The organism is Roseivirga sp. BDSF3-8 (genome assembly GCF_041449215.1).
GTDB lineage: Bacteria > Bacteroidota > Bacteroidia > Cytophagales > Cyclobacteriaceae > JBGNFV01.
The window spans coordinates 1-20376 of record NZ_JBGNFV010000003.1 but is presented as its reverse complement, the minus strand read 5'-3'; the positions used below and the strand labels follow the sequence as shown (position 1 = coordinate 20376).

Below are 20376 nucleotides of genomic sequence, written 5' to 3'. Positions count from 1 at the left end.
ATATTATAGGTTCAGTAGTAAGGTGAATACATAGGAGCGGGTGCTGGGATTATTGAAATATTCAATACCGCGTGCCGCACTTACGCCTTCGAGGTTGGTATCGGGGTCATTGCCCTTAAAATCTGTCCAAAGGATCAGGTTTCTGCCAGTGATGGAGACTTCGGCAGATTCAAAGCCTATGCTGTTCATCCATTTTGCCGGAAGGCCATAACTTATAATCACTTCCCTGAGGCGGGTCCAGGAGCCGTCTTCTATGAAAAGCTCATCGTTACCAGCCCCGAAAAAGCCGCCGTCTGCCTGGTACCAGGCTTCGGTAAGGGCCACGGGTCCGGCGCCAAAGTCCTTTACGGTGCCGCGGAAGGTGGTGCCTGCGGGGATGAGGTTGCCGTTGTAGTCCAGCAGGTTCACGTCGGTAGTGGTCTCGATGCCTGTTTCGGCCGAGGTGCCGAGGTTGTCCAGTACGGCTTTGGTGCCTGCGTAGATGTCGGAGCCCTGGAAGGTCTCGAAGAGCAGGCTGAGGCCGAGGTTTTTATAGCGCACCGTGGTCATGAGGCTGCCCTGCCAGTCGGGGTTGGGGTTGCCGATTACGCCCTCCTGCTCGTCCTGCACGGGGAAGCCGTTTTCGTCAAATACGATATTGCCCGCATCGTCGCGCAGGATGCGGGAGCCGAAGAGCACACCGAGGGGTTCGCCCTCAATGGCGCGGGCATTGGCTGCGGAGAGGCCGCCGAGGTTGAGGGACTGTATGCCGCGGAGGTCGGTGACTTCGTTGCGTACCCGGGTGTAGATCAGGTTGGCATTCCAGGTAAGGTCTTCTGTTTTGAGAATGGTGTAGCCGAGGTCCATCTCAATACCCTTATTTTGAATAGTGGCGCCGTTATCATACTGCTCGTCATAGCCGCGGGTGTTGGCGATGGGGAAGTTGAGCAGCACATCTTCGGTTTCGTTCTGGAAGTAAGAACCGCTGAAGGTGAGCCTGTCTCCGAAAAAGCGCAGGTCGGTACCGATCTCGAACTCCTTCAGGCGCTCGGGCACGAGGAAGGGGTTTGCCAGGTTCACGCTCTGGGTAAAGCCGCCACCGCCGTAGAGGGCGGTCCACAGGCCGCCGCCCCACTCATCGGAGTAGGTGGGCTGCACAAATTCGGTCACGGTGTTGTAGCGCAGGGGCTGCACGCCCACCTCGCCGTAGGAGCCGCGTAGCTTACCAAAGGTGAGGGGCTTGAAGTCCAGCACTTCCGTAAACTGCCAGGCGAGGGACACGGAGGGGAAGTAGAAGGTGGCATCTGACTGGGTGCCGAAGGTGGAGGCGGACTCGGCACGGAGGGTACCGGTAAAAAAGAGCTGCTCGTAGGCGTTGAAGTTGATCTCGGTGTACACCCCGGCGGTTCTTTCCTCACCGATGGTGCTCTGCACGCTCCTGTTTTCGGGGGCGGCGTTGTCCATGTCGCGGGTATTGCCGTCCACATCGGCAAACTGTATAAAATTGACAATTTCGGACTCGCTTACGGTGAGGGTTTCGCGGTTGTAGTTGAAACCGAGCAGCATGGAGCCGTTAAACTTGCTGTTGAAGCGGTGGTTGGCGCGGGCGATGTAGTCCATGTTCAGGATCTGCTTGGTGGCTACCTCACGCTCAAAGAGGCCGGTACGGAAGGCACCGGAGGCGGAGCCGGGCGTAAAGAACTGCGATTTCTCCTCGGTATAGGTGTCCAGGCCTGCGCGGCCTATCAGTTCCAGCCAGTCGGTAGGGTTGTAGGTGAGGCTCAGTTTGTTGATGAAGCGGTTTACGGTGGCTATGTCTTCCTGCTCGTTGATGGTCCACGAGGGGTTGTTATACACGGGGTTAGAAGAACTGGCGAGGTAGCGACGGTACGAGCGGTGGCGGTTGGGGATGGGCTGGGCATCGGGCCCGGCGTAGTAGCTGCCGCGGTAGCCGGTATTGTCAAAGTCGGGCGGAGTACGCAGCAGGCCGAGGTAGAGGCCGGAAGACTGGGCACCGGCGCGAATACGGTTGGAGTTGGTGCGGGTGTAGGCGAAGTTGCCGTTCAGCGTCAGGTTATTGGCAAGCAGTTGCTCGCCGTTAAAGCGCATGGTGGTGCGGTTGTAGTCGGAGTTATTTTTGATAATGCCGTCCTGGTTCAGGTTGCTGAGGCTAAAGAAGAGGCGGCCGGTTTCGTTACCCGCCGTCAGGCTCAGGTTGTTTTCCAGGAAGTGGCCGTTGTCAAATACCTCGTTAAAGTTATCGTCTATATACGTGCGCTGGCTGTTCTTCTGCAGGATGGGGTAGTGCACCGTACCGTCCTGGTCTACAAAGTATTCGCCCGTGGTGTTAAAATCGTCCTGTCCGCCGCTGCGGTCGGCGATCTTATCGCCCCAGGAGTCCCGCGCGGCAGGGTCATACACGCCGTCGTTGCCCTGCCCGAACTTGTCCTGCATGGGGTGCCTTCTGTTAATTTCATCCAGGGAGAAGGTGGATTTCAGGCTCACCTTCAGGGGCTGGTTAAAAGCGCCGCTCTTGGTGGTGATCACGATGACCCCGCCGTAGGCTTTGGTGCCCCAGAGGGCCGCCGCAGAGGCGCCTTTTAGTACGGAGATGTTTTTGATGTCGTTGGGGTTGATGTCGTTTAGCCTGCTTTGCTGCGCGATCTGGCTGGTACCGCGCGAGTCGTTGCTGATGGGCACGCCGTCTACCACAATCAGCGGCTGGTTGTCCCGCGTAAGGGTGGTAAGGCCGCGTATCTGGATGTAGCTGCCCGCGCCGGGGTCGCCGGAGCTGCGGGTGATGCGTACGCCGCTGGCCTTGCCGGAGAGGGAGTTGACCAGGTTTGGCTCGGCGGCCTTGGTCACCGTTTCGCCCTGCACCTGCGTATTGGCGTAGGCCACCTTGTCCTTATCGGCCTCAAAGCCCAGGGCCGTCACCACCACCTCTTCCAGTTGCTGCACGTCTTCCGTCATTTGCACATCTATGACCGACCTGCCGTTTACCGGGATTTTCTGCGTTTCGAAACCGATGAAACTGTAGATAAGGGTGGCCCCTTCGCTCACGTTCAGCGTGTAGCCGCCATCCACATCAGTAATGGTGCCGTTGGTGGTGCCTTGTTCCTGTATCTGGACACCTATTACGGGCTCTCCGCTCTCCTCGGTCACGGTGCCTTTTACCTGTACCTGGCTGTAGGCCTGCAGCGCGGGCAGGAGCAGGCAGGCCATAAGGATCAAGAATTTTTGGGTATAGTTGTGCATGTTGAGATGATTTGGTGAAGATCCGCAGCAAACCGTATCTATGGGGATTTAAATCGTTTGCGGATTCGGTTTTTAATGTAAATGGATTTCCACAAACTGTTGGTACTTTGATGATTTATATCAATATTTATCGATCTTCAACGGCGTTCAACGAATTAATTGGTTGATTTTGAGCGCAATACCAAATTATATTACGGATTGAGTTTTTATGGCAGACCTGTATGCTGAATTTGTAGAGGCCCTGAAAAAGCGGTACGGAACCTACAATGAGGAGACGCACAAATTTGAGAGTTCCAGCAATACGGTCATCGCCAGAGAGCTTGGCTACAGCGACGCGCAGTTCTCCCGCCTCATCAATGGCTCGGCCACGGAGGGCGAGTACCAGAGAGCGAATAAGAACCTGGCCCGCATCATAAAACTGGATTCGCTAAAGGCGGAGCTGGCGGCGCAAAAGAAGCAAAGCAACGGCGCCTCTAAAAAGCTGTGGGTCATCGCCACCCTCGTGCTCACCGCGCTGTGCCTGTTCCTCGCCTACCTGCACTTCAGCACGCCCGGTGTAGAGAAGGAGCCGGTGGCTTCTACCTACACGGAGCGCGATGCCACCATCCGCTGGGCCTTTGAGACGGGCTACGTGAAACCCTACGTGAGCCTGGACGACCTGCCGGACGACTGTAACTACCCCTGCTACAAGTACCAGGGCAAGTGGCTGCTGAACAACTCGTACAAGCTGCCCTTCTTCCGCGAGCAGAACGGCTACCACTACGTGGCCACGGAGGTGACGATGTACGCGCGCTGCATGAGCGAGGCGTCTGACTCGGGCAATACCTTCGAGGGCTACGAATACCAGAAGCACGAGATCTGGTACGACAAGCGCGAGCTGCCGGTGGACTCTTTCCTGGATGAGGACGGGCAGGTAAATGAGGACTACAAGGAGCTGGACTTCAGCCAGGACGATAACTTTGTGCTGGTGGCAAGCGTGCACACCTTCTTCCGCAATGAGTTTGAGGTAAATGGCGCCACCATAAGCCGCTCGGGCAAAGTAATAGGCCGGGACCTGGAGATGGTGCCGGACGCCGAACTATCCGATCACTTCAGCGACGACACACAACTCGCGCGCGTGAAGAACAACATAAACCGCATCGCCACCAACCGCCTGGAGGATTTCTCCAAACCCGTCGCCTGCGACCAGGCCTCCGCCCCCGACGCAGACTTCAACCTCATCGCCGACGGCGACATCATGAGCTTCTCCTGCCGCCTCACCACCAGCCGCCTCTCCCTGGACTACACCAAGAACTACGTGCTGGAAGATCAGTATATTAAGAATAGCTGTAGGATGGTTGGGGAAGATTAGTATGGTTTCACTATTTTTGCCTACAAGTAAATCATTTTAAATACAGATTTTTTAGAAGTAGCTCACGACAATGACATTTAAGGAAAAATGGGACCTTTTACTAGGTGAAAAAAGATTTCGTCCAAAATCTGAGACGAATGAAAGTGATGGACGCAACACATTTGAAAATGATTACGGCAGATTAATCTCAAGTGCACCAATTCGAAGGCTGCAAGACAAGACCCAAGTATTTCCTTTGGAAGAAAGTGATTTTATTAGAACAAGGTTGACTCATTCTCTAGAAGTTTCCTACATAGCTAGTTCAATTGGGCAAAGTGTTGAAAATTTATTGATTGATAAGGGAGAACTTGACATTAATTTAAAGGGGTACCTAAGCTCCTTACTACGAGTGGCTGGGCTAGTCCATGATTTAGGAAACCCTCCCTTTGGACATTTTGGAGAGGAGGCAATCAAAATATTCTTTAAGGATTACTTTACCTCAGGTAATTACACGGGAACGTTATCTGATATAGAAAAGGCAGATTTTACAAATTTTGACGGCAATGTTCAAACACTTCGCATACTTTCCAAACTTAATTACTTTGGCGATGAGTATGGCTATAATTTAAGTTATTCTAGCCTAGCTTCAATAATTAAATATCCTTCGAATTCTTTAAAAGGAAATAAGAAGTTTATATCTAACGAAAAATATAATCAATTACCTCCTAAAGATAGGGAAAAACATACAATTGAGATTGCGAAAAAAAAGTTTGGCTTTTTTCAAACGGAAAAAAGTACTTATAAAGAATTAAATGAATATTTAGAGCTTAATGAAAAACGTCACCCTGTTGTATATTTATTAGAAGCAGCTGATGACATTGCATATAGTGCAGCAGATATAGAGGATGGTATAAAGCTCGGAAAAATCAGCCTTGATGATATTGAAAAAATTTTTAGTGAAAAATTAGAGCTTAATAAAGTAAAAGTATTAAAGAAGCTACAAGATCTTAAAAACGATTATAAAGACGTTAAAAATGTAGATGACTCATTAGTTATACAAAAATTTAGGATATATACTCAGCAATTAATGATTGGGAGCGTCGTAAAGACGTTTGAAGGAGAATATGATCATATTATGAAAGGTCAGCTAGAGAATGAAATAATCGATATTTCAGAAGCTCAGGATATTAGGCAAGCTTATAAAACATTACAGTTTAAGGTTTTCGATGATAAGTCAATTCTAAAGAAGGAAATAGCAGGATGGGAGGCTATTTACGGGCTTTTAAATATATTCGTAAAAGCTTCAGAAAGCGATTCCTTTATAGCTCAAGGAAATACTCTTGAATCACGTTTGTATAAGATTATTTCGACTAGCCATAGAAAAGTTTTTGAAGATATTGAGATGTATTCTAATAAAGAATATAAAAGGCTTCAATTAATTGTTGATTTCATTAGTGGCATGACAGATAGGTATGCTATTAGGTTATTTCAAGAATTGAAAGGCATAAAAATTTAATATTATGAACTATAGCTCCTTAAAATCTAAATTCAAAGCACATTTTAGTTCAGAACTGAATAATTGTCCTGAACTAAAATCCTTGCTAAGTGAAATTCTAGACATTGGAGGCGCATATATTGTTGGTGGGTACCTAAGAGATTTCATGAAATCTAAGAAATCTCGTGATTTGGATATTCTCGTTGAGGTTGATTTTTATAAATTAAAAGAATTAGTTAATGAATATAACTGTAGTTTCTCTGTAAATAGACATAATGGCATAAAGCTTCAATTTAAAAATATAAATGTTGATATGTGGAGTATCGAAAATAATTGGGCTTTTAAATGTCAAGTTGTCAAGCTTAATGAAAAAGATAAGCTTAATAGTATTGCAAAAGGATGTTTTTACAATTACGATTCATTAGTAATGAATATAAGTAGTTATAACATTAACCTTAAAAACTATAATAATTATTTAAAAAACAACAAGTTAGATATACTTCTGAAATCATCAGTTTATAAAAACTTAAATCCTACTACCGAAGCTAATATATTAAGGGCGTTTTATATAAAAAAAACGGAGGATGTGCAATTTTCCTCTAATACCAAAAAATATTTAATTGATAAGATTGGGCAATTAAAAGATAAAGGGATTGAGCCTGTAAAGGCATTAGAGCGTACTAAAAAGAAGTATGAAAAATATCAAAACGTACTAAGTAGTGAAGATATATTAAATATGATCAATGAACTATATTCGGCAAACCGATTTGACAATCAAATTCACTTACATTTCTAAATAAAATTTTATCCTTTGGCGCAGGCGTCTCGCTTGTGCCTGGCACTCTTGTTTGCTCAGGATTTTAAGGATACTAAGATGGATAGATTTTGGGAAGGTTATGCTTAGAAATAATCTTTGAGTTTAGAGATTTACAATTCAATAAAATTATAACAATAGATAAGATTTATTTTAGCCATAAGTATTTTCTGATTGAAACCCCGAATGGATACTCCCATCCGGAACCTGGATATGGGAAATCAACTTTACCTTGGTTCTTCAACAAATTATAATACTCCTGCTTTAACTTGTTTTTAGCATCAGGATTGAACCATATATAAAATGGCAAAAACTCACTGCTAGACTCAAGTAGAGCCAAGTTTATTAACATGGGAAAATTTCCCGCTCTATCTACTTCCTTTGAGTCATTCACAATTGACAAATAGGATAAACTATTATTCATAATATTACTTATTCTTTTTGTAATTTTCATTTTACTATTCATAATCAAGTATGAATACCTACATCCAATATTAAAATCGTTACCTTCAATATCAAAAGTAGTAAAGTCAACAACTGACTTATCAAATCGATATAAAGATTTGCTAATATCTCCCTTTAAAAGCAAATAAGAACTCGCAGCATTAAGCGTATCAAATTTTTCAATTTGTAAAACACCAACAGAATTTGATATTTCTATCCTTTTTATTGGCACATTTATAATTTTATACTTATCTAATATTACGTATTCAAGCGAGATGTTTTTTATAGTATCGAGTTGCATTTTTTCATACAAATGGTCATACGCGGCTAATGCAAGCAATCTGACTCTAGTATGAGAATCAATTAGTAGGGTTTCAAGCATAACCTCAGCGCCTTCTGGATCCTGTTCTAAAATGAATACCAGTTCATTTATTTCAGCTTCAGTTGGCGGTGGGTAAAACAAAAACTTTTCATCTATTGAATATGCTACTCTATCTCTATAAGTCCTTACATGGCTATATGTCTCAAGCCTCAATTCACTTTTAACTATTTTATTTTGATTTTCACCAATTTTATATTGCCATCCTATAAATACACTCTGAAATATCACGAAGAATATACCAATTACGATGTTCGTTTTATTTAAATTAAAATTTTTTCCTGATTTCATTCTTTTAAGAATAGGTTTTTTTAAAGGTATTCAATATAATGATCTTTTAAATATAATAAATTTATTGTAGTTGAAAATAGAAATCATTACTCCCAATGGCGCAGGCGTCTCGCTTGTGCCTGGCACTCCTTGTTTGCTCAGGATTTTAAGGATACTAAGATGGACAGGATTTTTTGGGCAATGCACCTATCCCCGGGCGAGTGAGCGAGACCCGGGGTCTGTTGGCGTTACGTAGAGAGATGATTATGTGCAATGTAGTTCCATTGCCTACAGTCTGCTAATCTCATAGGGTCTCTTTAAGCCGACCTCCTGCTATTCATGAACGGATCCCGGATCGGCGTCCGGGAATAGCTCATTAAGATGGCTTTTCTTAATTATAGTATGCACCTATCCCCGGGCGAGTGGGCGAGACCCGGGGTCTGTTGGCGTTACGTAGAGAGATGATTATATGCAATGCAGTTCCATTGCTGACAGTCTGCTAACTGCATGGGGTCACTTTAAGCCAGCATTGAGCTAGTAGCTGGGGGACCCATTGCATGGCGCCCACGCTATACAGCGGGGATAATCGCTTTAAGCTGGTTTTCTACCTTTTTAAAGATGCACTTATCCCCGTCGCATGACGCGGGCGCTCTGCATAGAGGTCCCCATCGTCTGGCAGTAGGGTGTGATTCATGCACTGCAGTTTCATTGCCAACAGTCTGCTAATCTCATAGGGTCTCTTTAAGCCGACCTCCTGCTATTCGTGAACGGATCCCGGATCGGCGTCCGGGAATAGCTCATTAAGATGGCTTTTCTTAATTATAGTATGCACCTATCCCCGGGCGAGTGGGCGAGAGACGTGGGCGCTCTGCAAGAGGTCTCCATCGGTGGGCAGTAGGGTTTGATTGAGGCAGTGTAGTTTCATTGCCGACAGTCTGCTAATCGCATGGGGTCGCTTTAAGCCGACACTGAGCTAGTAGTCGGGGGACCCCGCTATACAGCGGGGATAATCGCTTTAAGCTGGTTTTCTACCTTTTTAAAGATGCACCTATCCCCCTCGCATGACGCGGGCGCTCTGCAAGAGGTCTCCATCGGTGGGCAGTAGGGTTTGATTGATGCACTGTAGTTTCATTGCTGACAGTCTGCTAACTTCATGGGGTCGCTTTAAGCCAGCATTGAGCTAGTAGCTAGGTGCCCCATATGCACGACGCCCGTTGCACGGCGCCCGTTGCATGGCGCCATTCATCTTCAGGAATACTGCTCTAAATCATGGTGCAGCAGTATGTTTTTTTCTATATCTTATTGTATTCCAGGTGGTTATAATGCATGGGCGGGCATTGCGAAAATTTTCCGTAGAAAACATATCCGGGGTATTAGGAGTTTGTTAGTGGATGTTTTTTGTGTATTCTTACAATTAGTGATTGTTTAATCGTTGCCTTCTTTCTTCACTGTTGGAAGCCATTCTATTCGACTTTCCCTCTTTGTTAATATAATCCTGGGCATCACCATTTAGAGTCACCCGGGAGGTTCAGCCTGAGAACGGGAACGTCATTAGCTCTCTTATCTCAAAATGAATAAGGTTGATCTTTTTAAGGATAACAGTATCTAAGCTATATAAAAGGTATGAAGCAAGCAGCAGAGGTAATAAAAAGCAATTGTGAAGAGATTCTGGCAACATGGGAGGTCAATGTAATCGAAAAAATAAATGCCTCCAGGCATACCAATAGAATCATTTTGCATGATCAACTGCCAAACATGGTGGTTGATATTGCGGATATATTACAACGGCATCAAAGTGCAGATGAAATTTCGAACGATGAAAAGTTTAAGGAGATTATTAATAACAGTAATATCCATGGAAGGCATAGGGCTACTTCGAAGGAATACACTATTGACCAGCTTATTCACGAGTATATTATATTTCACCGCACGCTGACTTTATTGCTCCGGGAAAACGATGCGTTTGATGTAAATACTTCTGATTTACTAAAATACATTCTTGAAACCGCCATTCTGCGTTCCGCGACCTCATTTAATGACTCTCTGCGGGAGATGCAGGAGACCCTGATGGCCACCCTGGCTCATGATCTGCGCAACCCGCTGAGCACAGCTTACAGCCTGCTGCAGATTATGGAAATAGAGGACGATCCTGAAAAGATGGATTCTCTGCGGAAGATGGCCACCAACAACCTGCGTAAAACCATCAAACTTACAGAAGGGCTTATGGATGCAGTAACTATAAAAGCAGGTGAGGGTATGATGCTGGAGTTTAATGAAATTGATATAGCTGAGGAGGTACAAACTGTATACAAAGAAGCGAAAGCTATTTACGATTTTGACATCAGGCTGGAAAGGCCAGAGCGCGCGGTGAACGGCATACTGGATGGCGCTGCCATACGCCGCTTACTGGAAAACCTGCTTACCAATGCTATCAAGTATGGCGATATGAGCCGCCCTGTTACCATCAGCCTCGAAGATATGGAAGACAAAATCAGGCTGAGTGTGCATAATTTTGGCAATCCTATCCCGGCAGACAAGCAGGAGTCTATATTCATATTTTTGCACCAGATGGAGAAGGGCAGCGACAGAAATGTCTATACAAGCTGGGGCATGGGGCTTACATTGGTAAAGATAGTGGCGGAATCTCACGGGGGTGACTCGGAGGTGACAAGTAATGAGAAGGATGGGACGCGGTTTTCTTTCATACTGAATAAACAGAATGAGGCGGGCAAGCGACGCACGCACATCATCAGGCGTAGAAATGATGGCTAAGCCCCTTTCGGACCCTTATAATAGACATCAAATGCGCCACTGCCAGCCAAGAGCCTGGCACACCCTGGTTTGCTCAGGATTATAAGGATATTGGGCGCCACGCAGTGCGATGGAAAGGATTTTCGAGGAATTAATGCACCTATCCCCGTCGCATGACGTGGGCGCTCTGCAAGAGATCCCCATCGTCTGGCAGTAGGGTGTGATTGATGCACTGCAATTCCATTGCCAACAGTCTGCTAATCGCATAGAATCTCTTTAAGCAGTATTGAGCTTATTGCTCACGGACCCCGGATCGATGTCCCATAGCCATCAGGCTTAGAGTTAAAGCAAAGCAATTTTGCGCAGGATTTCGTTTGATTACTTGCCTATAAATTGTATTTTTACAATAAGCTCTTTTCGCATAACACCCCTAATTTTGTCCCTTTTTTTCACAACCTCCAACCCAATACTAAACCGTCTCTTAACCGTCTTTAAATCGTGTATAGTAGATATATCTTTCGCTCATCGTTCGCCCTGACCAGGTGCTTGGTTTGCTGCTTGCTAATTGTACATTAAGAAGTTTTAATGCTCAACACAAACATTGCTGGTACCTCCAATAGTCGGCCCAGCCAACGAGGCCCTGAACAAAATAAAACACACCTTCGCGTTATTATTCTCCCTGATAGTCGAATCTCTCCCCAAGGAGAGGAATCTAGTGCTTAGCTTGACGGCTACGCTCCAGGCATAATATCTAACACACTGAAAAACAGATTGGTATAATTTATGCTACCATGCTACCGTAAACAGATCATTGTTAAAAACCGGCGTGGCTAGTATATTGCCGGATATTTCAAACTTAGCATTAACCGAACTTTATGAAGTTTTTGAGATTATACGCCATTCTCTTGACAATGGCGGTATTGGCTGGCTGCGGAAGCTCGACACCCACCCAGGAATCGGCTGAAGCTCAGAAGACTGAAGCCTCCTCCGGAGAGGAAGACAACTTTCAGTACCTGGCGGAGCAGTTTGCGGACCTTAAGATCATCCGCTATAAGATCCCCGGATTTGATAAGCTAACTACTGACCAAAAGGCGCTGGTGTACTACCTGACGCAGGCGGGCCTGGCGGGGCGCGACATCATGTGGGACCAGAACTACCGCCACAACCTGGAGATCAGAAAGGCGCTGGAAAATGTGGTGAAAAACTACGATGGCGATAAAAGCGGCGAAGACTGGGACAACTTCATGACCTACATGAAGCGCGTGTGGTTCTCTAACGGTATCCACCACCACTACTCTAATAATAAGATCATGCCGGACTTTAGCCGTGACTACCTGAGCACGCTGCTGAGTGAGACGAACACGGAGCTGAGCGAGGAGGCAATGGTGGCGATCTTTGATCCTGAAAAGGACGCGAAGAAGGTGAACCTGGACGCCAGCAAAGGGCTGGTGAAGGGCTCTGCGGTGAACTTCTACGGCCCGGACGTGACTGAGGCTGAAGTAGATGCATTTTATGCAGCGAAGGCTGACCCCAGCGACAAGACGCCGGTATGGCATGGCCTCAACTCACGCCTGGTGAAAGAAAACGGTGAGCTGAAGGAGCAGGTGTATAAGGTAGGCGGACTGTACAGCCCGGCGATAGAGAAGATCGTGTACTGGCTGGAGAAGGCGACTACGGTGGCTGAAAACGAAAAGCAAAAGGAGGCCCTGGAGCTGCTGATCGAGTACTACAAAACGGGTGACCTGAAAACGTGGGATGAGTACAACATTGCCTGGGTGGATGCGACTGAGGGTGACATAGACTACATCAACGGCTTTATAGAGGTATACAATGACCCTAAGGGCTACAGAGGTTCATATGAGTCGATCATACAGATCAATGACTTTGAGGCTTCTGAGCGTATGGCGGTACTGTCTGAGAATGCGCAGTGGTTTGAGGACAACTCGCCTATACTGGACGAGAACAAGAAGAAGAACGTGGTAGGTGTATCGTATAAGGTGGTGAACGTAGCCGGTGAGGCTGGCGATGCCTCTCCCTCTACGCCTATCGGTGTGAACCTGCCTAACTCTGACTGGATCAGGGCGCAGCACGGTTCTAAGTCTGTAAGCCTCGGTAACATCGTTGCGGCGTATGACGGCGCTTCGGGCAGCGGCATGCTGGAGGAGTTTGCCTACAACGAGGAAGAAGTGGCCCGCTCTAAAGAGTACGCGGAACTTGGCGACAAGATGCACACGGCCCTGCACGAGGTGATTGGGCACGCTTCCGGTCAGCTAAACGAAGGCGTGGGAACACCTAAGGAGACGCTTAAGAACTACGCCTCTGCACTGGAAGAGGGCCGCGCTGACCTGGTGGCCCTGTACTACCTGATGGACCCGAAACTGGTAGAGCTTGGCCTGATCCCCAGTATAGAAGTGGGTAAGGAAGAGTACGATGGCTACATCAGAAACGGCATGATGCTGCAGCTTAGAAGGCTGGAGCCGGGCGAGCAGGTGGAAGAAGCGCACATGCGTAACCGCCAGATGATCGCGCAGTGGGCCTATGAAGAAGGCAAAGAGGACAATGTGATCGAGAAGAAAATGAAGGATGGTAAGACGTACTTTGTGGTAAACGATTACGAGGCACTGAGAGAGATTTTCGGTATGCAACTAAGAGAACTGCAGCGCATAAAGTCTGAAGGTGACTACGAAGCTGGTAAAAACCTGATAGAGACCTACGGTGTGCAGGTGGACCAGGAGCTACACGCAGAAGTACTTGAGCGCGTGGAGAATCTTAAGTCTGCTCCTTACGGTGGTTTCATAAACCCTGTGCTGGTACCAGAGATGGACGCTGATGGCAACATTACGGACGTGAAGGTAACCTACCCTGCCGACTTTGCCGAGCAGATGCTGTACTACGCCGAGAACTACTCGCACCTGTAACAGATATAGAAACGATATACGAAAGCCCCTGGGATAGGATGATCCCAGGGGCTTTTTTTTGGTACTGTCCTGTCGGCTAATCCTTTAGCTGTTCTGTTAATGTTATCCGGCATGTGGGAAGACTTGTCATAAATGCTTACATTAATATAGAATAAATCAATATTAATATGGATGAGTTACTTCAGATTGCTATAAGAGAACTGGGTGTAAAAGAAATAGAAGGCCCTGAACACAATCCTGTCATTCTTAAATATGCCAAAGAGGTGGGATTTAAAAATGTGCAGGATGATGAGACTTTCTGGTGCAGCATATTTATGAACTGGGTGGCCAAAAAGGCTAAACTGCCCCGGTCTAATAAACTCAATGCCCGCTCCTGGCTGCTGGTAGGCGAAACCATCGACCACCCTAAGCCCGGTGACGTGGTCATATTCTGGCGGGAACGTATCGATAGCTGGAAGGGCCACGTAGCCATCTTCATAGGGTTTAATGAAAGCGGAACGCTGGTTTACTGCCTGGGTGGTAATCAGGATAACATGGTGAGTATCCGCAGCTATGAGGCCAACCGCATACTGGGCTTCCGGCGCCTAAACCCGGAAGACCTGCACAACCTGCCGGAAACAGAACTGAAGTTTGGCGATAAGGGCGAAGACGTAAAGCACCTGCAGATGGCCCTGAATAAAGCGGGCTTCGACTGCGGTCTGGCTGATGGTGACTTCGGCCCTAAAACCAGGGCAGCCGTGGAGCAGCTTCAAACTACGGACATAAACCTGACCATCACCGGTGTCTTCGATGCGAAGACGAGGGAGCTACTGAAGGAAAGGTTGGCTTGAAACCGATAATCAGGGTATCAGATCTATATAGCATATGTTGTTTGATTATATGCTTTCGCCAGTAAGAACACACACACTCTCTCTCTCTTAATCACCTATTGAACAATACTGGATGAGTGTATAGTGGCCGTGTTTATAGCGTTTAAAACAAACTATTAGCGAAAAAAAGAATTCACCAAAAGATAATAGAAGATACGTTATACAATGAAGTACTTACATATCCCCATATATATACGCCAGACAGGTAGCGGCTTCCAATTTAATCATTTTAGATCTGGCCTTTATACCACAGATTACCGGGTCAGAAAGGTTAGGCAGGTGCGATGCGGCATTGCCTTCGAAATTGTGGTGGTACCTGACAAGCGCGTCCCGGGATGAATATCACCGGCTGTGAGGCTTGGTGTATTTAATGAAAGTGAGTAACTTACAGTAAGCATCTCCAGAGTACTTTAGTAAGATCATTATTAAAAGAACATGACAAGATCAGCTCTTGAAAAATTTCTTTGTGCCTTTGTGCTATGGATAGTATTGGCAGCCTGCGAGGGGCCGGTTACGGAACCTGTGGCTACGGGGCATTATTTGATCGATAACCGGACTGGTTTATCGCTACGATTGGAGACGGATGAGGAGGTCTTTGACCAGGTGGTGCCTCCTGATACGGTATTTAATTTTTACACGATAGAAGTGAGTACGGGTGGAAGCGTGGCTCCTTATCAGATCCTCGATCACTTCAGGGTCGTTGATGCTAATGCCCCTGATTCAATCCTGTACGAGGGCAATTACCTTGCTGATGGTGAGGACTGGCACATTGCCGGCGCTCAAACTATAAACGGCACTGCAGGAACTACCTACGTGCTGATCATCCCGAGGTGAGCGTATCCACCTCAAAATCCTCTGTGGGACCGGGGCCGGATGAAGCGCGTAGAATCCGGCTTGTCTCATAAGCACAAATCACTTCTCCATTGACATACTTTATTTTTTAATCAATTAATAAGCAAGAGTTAACCAATAATCTACATATATACCTCTTGCCCTTTCATCACAGCCTGAAAATCCCTAGATTAAACAGATGAAGGATTCGCGCCGATATACGGTGGTGCGGACCCGGACTCACCCTAAAAAACATGAAAAATGAATAATGTAATGAAAAAGGCCGGATGGTGGATATTCGGTATACTTTGTGTATTGACGGGGTTCTATCCTGTAGTCTACTTTTTTGCCAACCGGCATTTTGGCATACTCTCTTCCAAATCGCAGGAACTCCTGGCCGACCAGGTATGGAATGCGGGCTTTTACGGACACATCGTATTTGGTGGCGTGGCGCTGCTGATCGGCTGGGTGCAGTTTAGCGCCTACCTGAGAAGGACGCGGATGGGGCTGCACCGGGCCATCGGCAAGGTTTACGTCCTTACGGCATTGATAAGCGGGGTGTGCGGGGTGTATATCGCACAAAGTGCCACGGGAGGCCTCTCTAACGTGATAGGCTTTAGCCTGAGCGGGCTGGTGTGGCTCACGACTACCTTCCTGGCTTATACAGCGATACGAAACGGACAAATTAAAGCCCACCAAAACCTCATGATCTATAGCTATGCGGTGTGCTTCTCAGCGGTGACGCTGCGGATCTGGCTCCCTACCCTTACGGTGGCCACGGGTGACTTTATGGTGGCGTACAGGATTGTGGGGTGGCTTAGCTGGGTACCGAATCTGATTGTGGCTTACTTTATTATCAATTCCCGTAAGAAAAAGCCGGCAGCAAGGGTGGCGGTATAAGTGTATGAAAGGTATGAAGTAATGCCGCGCCGGGGGCATGTGTGTTTTATTTAATACATCTGCTGGCACCGGTGGCATACAGGGAGTGGCTATATCCCCTTGTGGCCCCTCCTCCTTCCCTACCCCCATTTCTCACGCAGGGTCACCTGTTCCGGATAGCATAAAACCAGCTCATTAAGGATGGCAGTGGCCATGATGCCCGACAAAAAAGGTGGTCGTATACTCTACTTACATAGAGCATATACTATGTGCTTCTGGTATAATGGCGGCCCTGCACAAAGCGACAAAAGGTACGCCAGTCTCAGCACCCGGATGAAGGTAATAATACAATTAAATTAACCTATTATTGGACCTACCTTACACAAACGCACCTAATTAATCATTTGATAACATAGGCCTATAATCACCTGATCTATTTTTATCTACTTTGGGTATGTATTATTTTTTAGACATACAAACCAAATGAAAAAGTTACGATTAAAAGACCTGTCACTTGAGAGATTTGTCACTCACAACAGCAGAAGGCCAGGCAGCACTATCCGCGGAGGAGGCAATAGCGGGGTGGACTATGATTATAGCCTGAACTGTAATGGCAGTGAGTATTGCTATGTGCCTACGGATGACTGTGAGAGCCTGGGATGCTCGAACTACTGCACGGATAAGACGAATTGCTGCTGATTTTAGCATGAATTTTCAAGGCGACTACGGTCGCCGTTTTTATTTAGGGTCTACTCTACAATTCTACAAACCTATTTCGCCTCATATGCCACAAGTAGGCCTCCGGATATGCAGAAAAGCATTACGCCCTTAGCTGGTGATTATATTCCCCTTACCTTTTACAAAGCAGCATACTGCCTCTGGCCTTTGCCCACCTGAGGGCCTCCCTATTTCACCTGTTTGGTGAAATACAGGCCCATGGTGATCATGGCCTCCCAGCGTCCGCGCTCCGGCTCCGCACCGGATATGAAGATGGGCATGTCGCTGGCTGACCGCAGGTAGCGCACTTCCGGACGGAGGTAAGCGGTGGACATGGGCCGGTACTCTGCTCCCAGGGTGATGCCCTGCACCTGCAGCCCTTCTCTGCGGCCGTCTCCGGCAGGTAATAGCCCACTGATAAAGCCATCAGGGTCATGAAAAACCTCGTAGCGCCCTGTAAGGCTAAAGGCGTCTGTATGCTGGTAGCGCAGGGTGAGAAGGGCATTAAACATAAGGGCGGTGGAGGTGCTGTCCTGTATGTTGCTGTGGCTTTGGGTGCCGAGGTCTCCTCCGGCGACTATGTAGAGCTTTTCGCCGGCGCGGGTATTGAGGTAGAGGTTTTGATAGGTACGGTACTGTGCTACGGGTGCTTCATCTGCGGACTCACGGCCAAACAGGTTGGTATAGGTAAGGCTGGTATTTTCACTGAAATTATAGGTAAAGAGCAGCCCGAAGGATTTGGCATCATTTGCATCGAGGAAGTAATTATATCCGTTGGTGACCCATAGCTCAAGGTGGTACCGCTCGCTGCCTTCGTAGCTGAGGCGGGCACCGGCCTGGTAGAATGGCTCATTGTAGGTGGCGACAGCGGTGGAGCTGAGGTAGTTATTCTTTGGCAGGAAGCTCTCGGTGCCGATGTGGGTAGCAAAAAAGCCTGCATCAACCCACCAGTCACGCCCAAGGAGGAAGCCTGCATTGGCCTCCTGTACCTGGCGGAAGGTTTCGCTCCAGGTAGCCTCGGCTATATCACCAAAATGGAGGGTGAGGTTTGCCCGTACTTTTGGATCAGCGTAATGCACCCCGAGTTGGGCCACATTCAGGCCTATCCGCTTATCCCTGGGGGATACGGTGGTGTAGGGCTGTAACACATCGGGTCCTGCAGAATCTGAAAAGGTGGCGTAGTAGGTATCGATGTAGCCTTTGATATGCAGGCGTATGCTATCTTCCTGGGCGTAGGTGGCCATGGGCAGCAGGATAGCGATCAGGGCAAGGAGGGAAAATCTCATGGCGGGTAAGATATTGAATTTACGGGGGTTTGAAAGAAAAAGCGGGTAAGCCACTACCCAGCCCGGCTTTTCATCATCAGTATGAATGGTAACCAGGCCTCACTGGTGGCTGGCTGCTTTATACGATTGACCCCGATAAAGTAACACGGCACCCATACGAACCGGCTATCAGTATCATCACTTGCCTATTCTGGTGGGTAAAGCCTCTCTGCCAGCCGCTGAATTTCGTGAAAACAGAAAAGGTGGTATATTTACATCGCACACGATTTAATCTTTTACGTTATATATGAAGACATCTACCTTTCAAAGCATCATGCGGGTACTGCTGGGGGGCTTTATGACCTTGGCTGGAGTGGGCCACCTTACCTTTCAGCGGGAAGAGTTTCAGGCACAGGTACCGGGTTGGCTACCGGATGACCCTGCGTTTATCGATTTTGTGGTGGTCTCCTCAGGGGTGGTGGAGATCCTGTTTGGCCTGGCTATGATATTCCTCTGGAAGCATAAGGTGAAGGTGGGGATAGCCCTGGCCATATTCTACGTGCTTATTTTCCCGGGTAATATCTCTCAGTATACGAATGGGATAGATGCATTCGGATTAGATACGGACAGAAAACGACTGATCCGCCTCTTTTTTCAGCCGGTCCTGATCCTGTGGGCGCTATGGTCTACGGGTGCTTTAAAGTGGTTAATAAAGCGTAGTAAAAAATAATATAGTCAGCGATGAGTTTTTATGATTTTGACGCCCAAAAGCTTTCCGGCGAAAATGTACCGATGAGCGATTACCGGGGCAAAACGGTGATAGTAGTAAATACGGCCAGCAAATGTGGCCTTACGCCGCAATATGAGGGCCTGGAGAAACTGTACCAGAAGTATAAAGAGGAGGGACTGGTGATATTAGGCTTTCCCTGTAATCAGTTTGCGAACCAGGAGTCTGGCTCAGCGGATGATATCCGGGAATTCTGCGAGGTGAACTACGGGGTAAGCTTCCCTATGTTCGGAAAGGTAGAGGTAAATGGCCAAAACGCGCACCCTATCTTTCAGTACCTGAAATCCAAGCTGTCGGGAGGTATATTTGGTAGCAGGATCAAGTGGAATTTCACCAAATTCCTCATTGATCCCGATGGCCGGCCGGTACGGCGGTTTTCGCCTGTTACCAAACCGGAAAAGATGGAAAAGATCATTTTAAACACTCTGAGGAAATGAAAGACGCCTCTGCGGTTCTGTTCTTAGAAAACCAGCTATGCTTCCCGCTGTATGCGGCCTCCCGGCTTACGACCAAGGTATACGCGCCCTACCTGGATGAGATGGGCCTGACCTATCCGCAGTATCTGGTGCTGCTGGTGCTCTGGCAGCATGGCTCCTGCAGCATGAAGCAGATCGGTGAACAGCTATTCCTGGAGTCCAACACGCTGACGCCCTTAGTGAAACGGCTGGAGCAGAAGGACGTGATCCGCCGGGACCGCTCAGAGAAGGATGAGCGCACGGTGATCGTGTCCCTGACGAGCCAGGGGGAAGCGCTTAAGGAAGAGGCGAAGGTGATCCCGCAGAAGATCATCGAGTCTTTCAAGGACCCGTCGATAACCGAAGAGGAACTGCTCACTCTGCAGAAAACGCTGTTCCGCCTGGTAGAGCTGCTGGGCGAAAAGACTTCGGGTGATTAAAGGTGCGTCCGGCACAGGGGTGATGTGTATGTAGATGGATGGGGAATTATTCGCTCTTAGGCAGGAAGGCCCCCACTATCTGCCAGGTACCCTTCCGTCCGCGAGGGAGTCGTCGTTGTGGCTACGGCATTTGCTTTTCAAAAGACTTATCAGCGATGTGAATCGCTTTACGCGCGGCCGAGGCTGTCTCAAAAGTATAGAGGTCTTTTTTCATTCCAAACAATATTTGGTTAATTACTATTTACATTCTGCATGGCGAAGTACAACTTCGCAAAGGTGGCAACCACGAGACCGAACGCGGCCCGGTATAACCTCGCGGTAGTTAGATAGGATGCAAAATTATATTTTGAACAAAAAGAAAGAGGCTGCCTTTTGAGACAGCCTCATTTTAGGTCCCGACCAAGCTATGGACTACCGACGGAGGTTTGATCTCGCACACGAGTAGATACAAAACAGCTATTCGATTTGAGTTACTGACATCGGGGGATGTAACCA

15 protein-coding genes are annotated in these 20376 nt (G+C 47.5%); 12 read left to right on the top strand and 3 right to left on the bottom strand.

The genetic code is table 11. The features are described 5' to 3' along the window. Positions 1 to 3: 3 nt before the first annotated feature. Positions 4 to 3237 carry a SusC/RagA family TonB-linked outer membrane protein gene (locus AB9P05_RS24580; protein ID WP_371911556.1) on the bottom strand — a complete coding sequence of 1078 codons (3234 nt, stop codon included), beginning with the start codon at positions 3235 to 3237 and terminating at the stop codon, positions 4 to 6. 208 nt (positions 3238 to 3445) lie between these two features. Here AB9P05_RS24580 and AB9P05_RS24575 point away from each other — a divergent pair, with 208 nt between their 5' ends. The 3 genes from AB9P05_RS24575 (at position 3446) to AB9P05_RS24565 (ending at position 6858) form a co-directional block, all read left to right on the top strand. Next, positions 3446 to 4588: a hypothetical protein gene (locus AB9P05_RS24575; RefSeq protein ID WP_371911555.1), complete on the top strand. Its 1143-nt coding sequence runs from the start codon at positions 3446 to 3448 to the stop codon at positions 4586 to 4588. 70 nt (positions 4589 to 4658) lie between these two features. Next, positions 4659 to 6083, top strand: a complete 1425-nt coding sequence (dgt, locus tag AB9P05_RS24570; protein ID WP_371911554.1) for a dGTP triphosphohydrolase — start codon at positions 4659 to 4661, stop codon at positions 6081 to 6083. Positions 6084 to 6087: 4 nt separating this feature from the next. Further along, a complete protein-coding gene (locus tag AB9P05_RS24565; RefSeq protein WP_371911553.1) occupies positions 6088 to 6858 on the top strand; it encodes a hypothetical protein in 771 nt (256 codons plus the stop codon). A gap of 166 nt (positions 6859 to 7024) precedes the next feature. Here the strand turns inward: AB9P05_RS24565 and AB9P05_RS24560 are convergent, their stop codons facing one another. Next, a complete protein-coding gene (locus AB9P05_RS24560; RefSeq protein ID WP_371911552.1) occupies positions 7025 to 7990 on the bottom strand; it encodes a hypothetical protein in 966 nt (321 codons plus the stop codon). A 1602-nt stretch (positions 7991 to 9592) separates the two neighbouring features. On the opposite strand from AB9P05_RS24560, the gene AB9P05_RS24555 reads away from it, so the two are divergent. From AB9P05_RS24555 to AB9P05_RS24530, 6 genes are all read left to right on the top strand, one after another. Beyond that, on the top strand, positions 9593 to 10741 hold the full coding sequence (locus AB9P05_RS24555) for a sensor histidine kinase (RefSeq protein WP_371911551.1): 1149 nt from the start codon (positions 9593 to 9595) through the stop codon (positions 10739 to 10741). Between the two features lie 854 nt (positions 10742 to 11595). Then, complete coding sequence (locus tag AB9P05_RS24550; RefSeq protein WP_371911550.1) at positions 11596 to 13638, top strand: dihydrofolate reductase; 2043 nt, start codon at positions 11596 to 11598, stop codon at positions 13636 to 13638. 167 nt (positions 13639 to 13805) lie between these two features. Then, positions 13806 to 14468, top strand: a complete 663-nt coding sequence (locus AB9P05_RS24545; protein WP_371911549.1) for a TIGR02594 family protein — start codon at positions 13806 to 13808, stop codon at positions 14466 to 14468. Positions 14469 to 14942: 474 nt separating this feature from the next. Beyond that, positions 14943 to 15341, top strand: coding sequence for a hypothetical protein (locus AB9P05_RS24540; RefSeq protein ID WP_371911548.1), 399 nt, complete (start codon positions 14943 to 14945; stop codon positions 15339 to 15341). Positions 15342 to 15599: 258 nt separating this feature from the next. Next, complete coding sequence (locus AB9P05_RS24535) at positions 15600 to 16238, top strand: DUF2306 domain-containing protein (RefSeq protein WP_371911547.1); 639 nt, start codon at positions 15600 to 15602, stop codon at positions 16236 to 16238. 462 nt (positions 16239 to 16700) lie between these two features. Then, positions 16701 to 16916 (top strand): hypothetical protein, encoded by a 216-nt coding sequence (locus AB9P05_RS24530; RefSeq protein ID WP_371911546.1) that lies wholly within the window; start codon positions 16701 to 16703, stop codon positions 16914 to 16916. 206 nt (positions 16917 to 17122) lie between these two features. On the opposite strand, the gene AB9P05_RS24525 is transcribed toward AB9P05_RS24530, so the two are convergent. Next, on the bottom strand, positions 17123 to 18220 hold the full coding sequence (locus AB9P05_RS24525; protein ID WP_371911545.1) for an outer membrane beta-barrel protein: 1098 nt from the start codon (positions 18218 to 18220) through the stop codon (positions 17123 to 17125). Between the two features lie 286 nt (positions 18221 to 18506). On the opposite strand from AB9P05_RS24525, the gene AB9P05_RS24520 reads away from it, so the two are divergent. Genes AB9P05_RS24520 through AB9P05_RS24510 form a run of 3 tightly spaced genes read left to right on the top strand, consistent with a single transcriptional unit; the run spans position 18507 to position 19881 of the window. Next, the gene (locus AB9P05_RS24520; protein WP_371911544.1) at positions 18507 to 18929 is read left to right on the top strand and encodes a hypothetical protein; all 423 of its coding nucleotides are present in this window, start codon (positions 18507 to 18509) and stop codon (positions 18927 to 18929) included. An 11-nt stretch (positions 18930 to 18940) separates the two neighbouring features. After that, on the top strand, positions 18941 to 19423 hold the full coding sequence (locus tag AB9P05_RS24515; RefSeq protein ID WP_371911543.1) for a glutathione peroxidase: 483 nt from the start codon (positions 18941 to 18943) through the stop codon (positions 19421 to 19423). Further along, positions 19420 to 19881 carry a MarR family winged helix-turn-helix transcriptional regulator gene (locus tag AB9P05_RS24510; protein ID WP_371911542.1) on the top strand — a complete coding sequence of 154 codons (462 nt, stop codon included), beginning with the start codon at positions 19420 to 19422 and terminating at the stop codon, positions 19879 to 19881. The genes AB9P05_RS24515 and AB9P05_RS24510 overlap by 4 nt, the downstream gene beginning before the upstream one ends. Positions 19882 to 20376 lie beyond the last annotated feature (495 nt).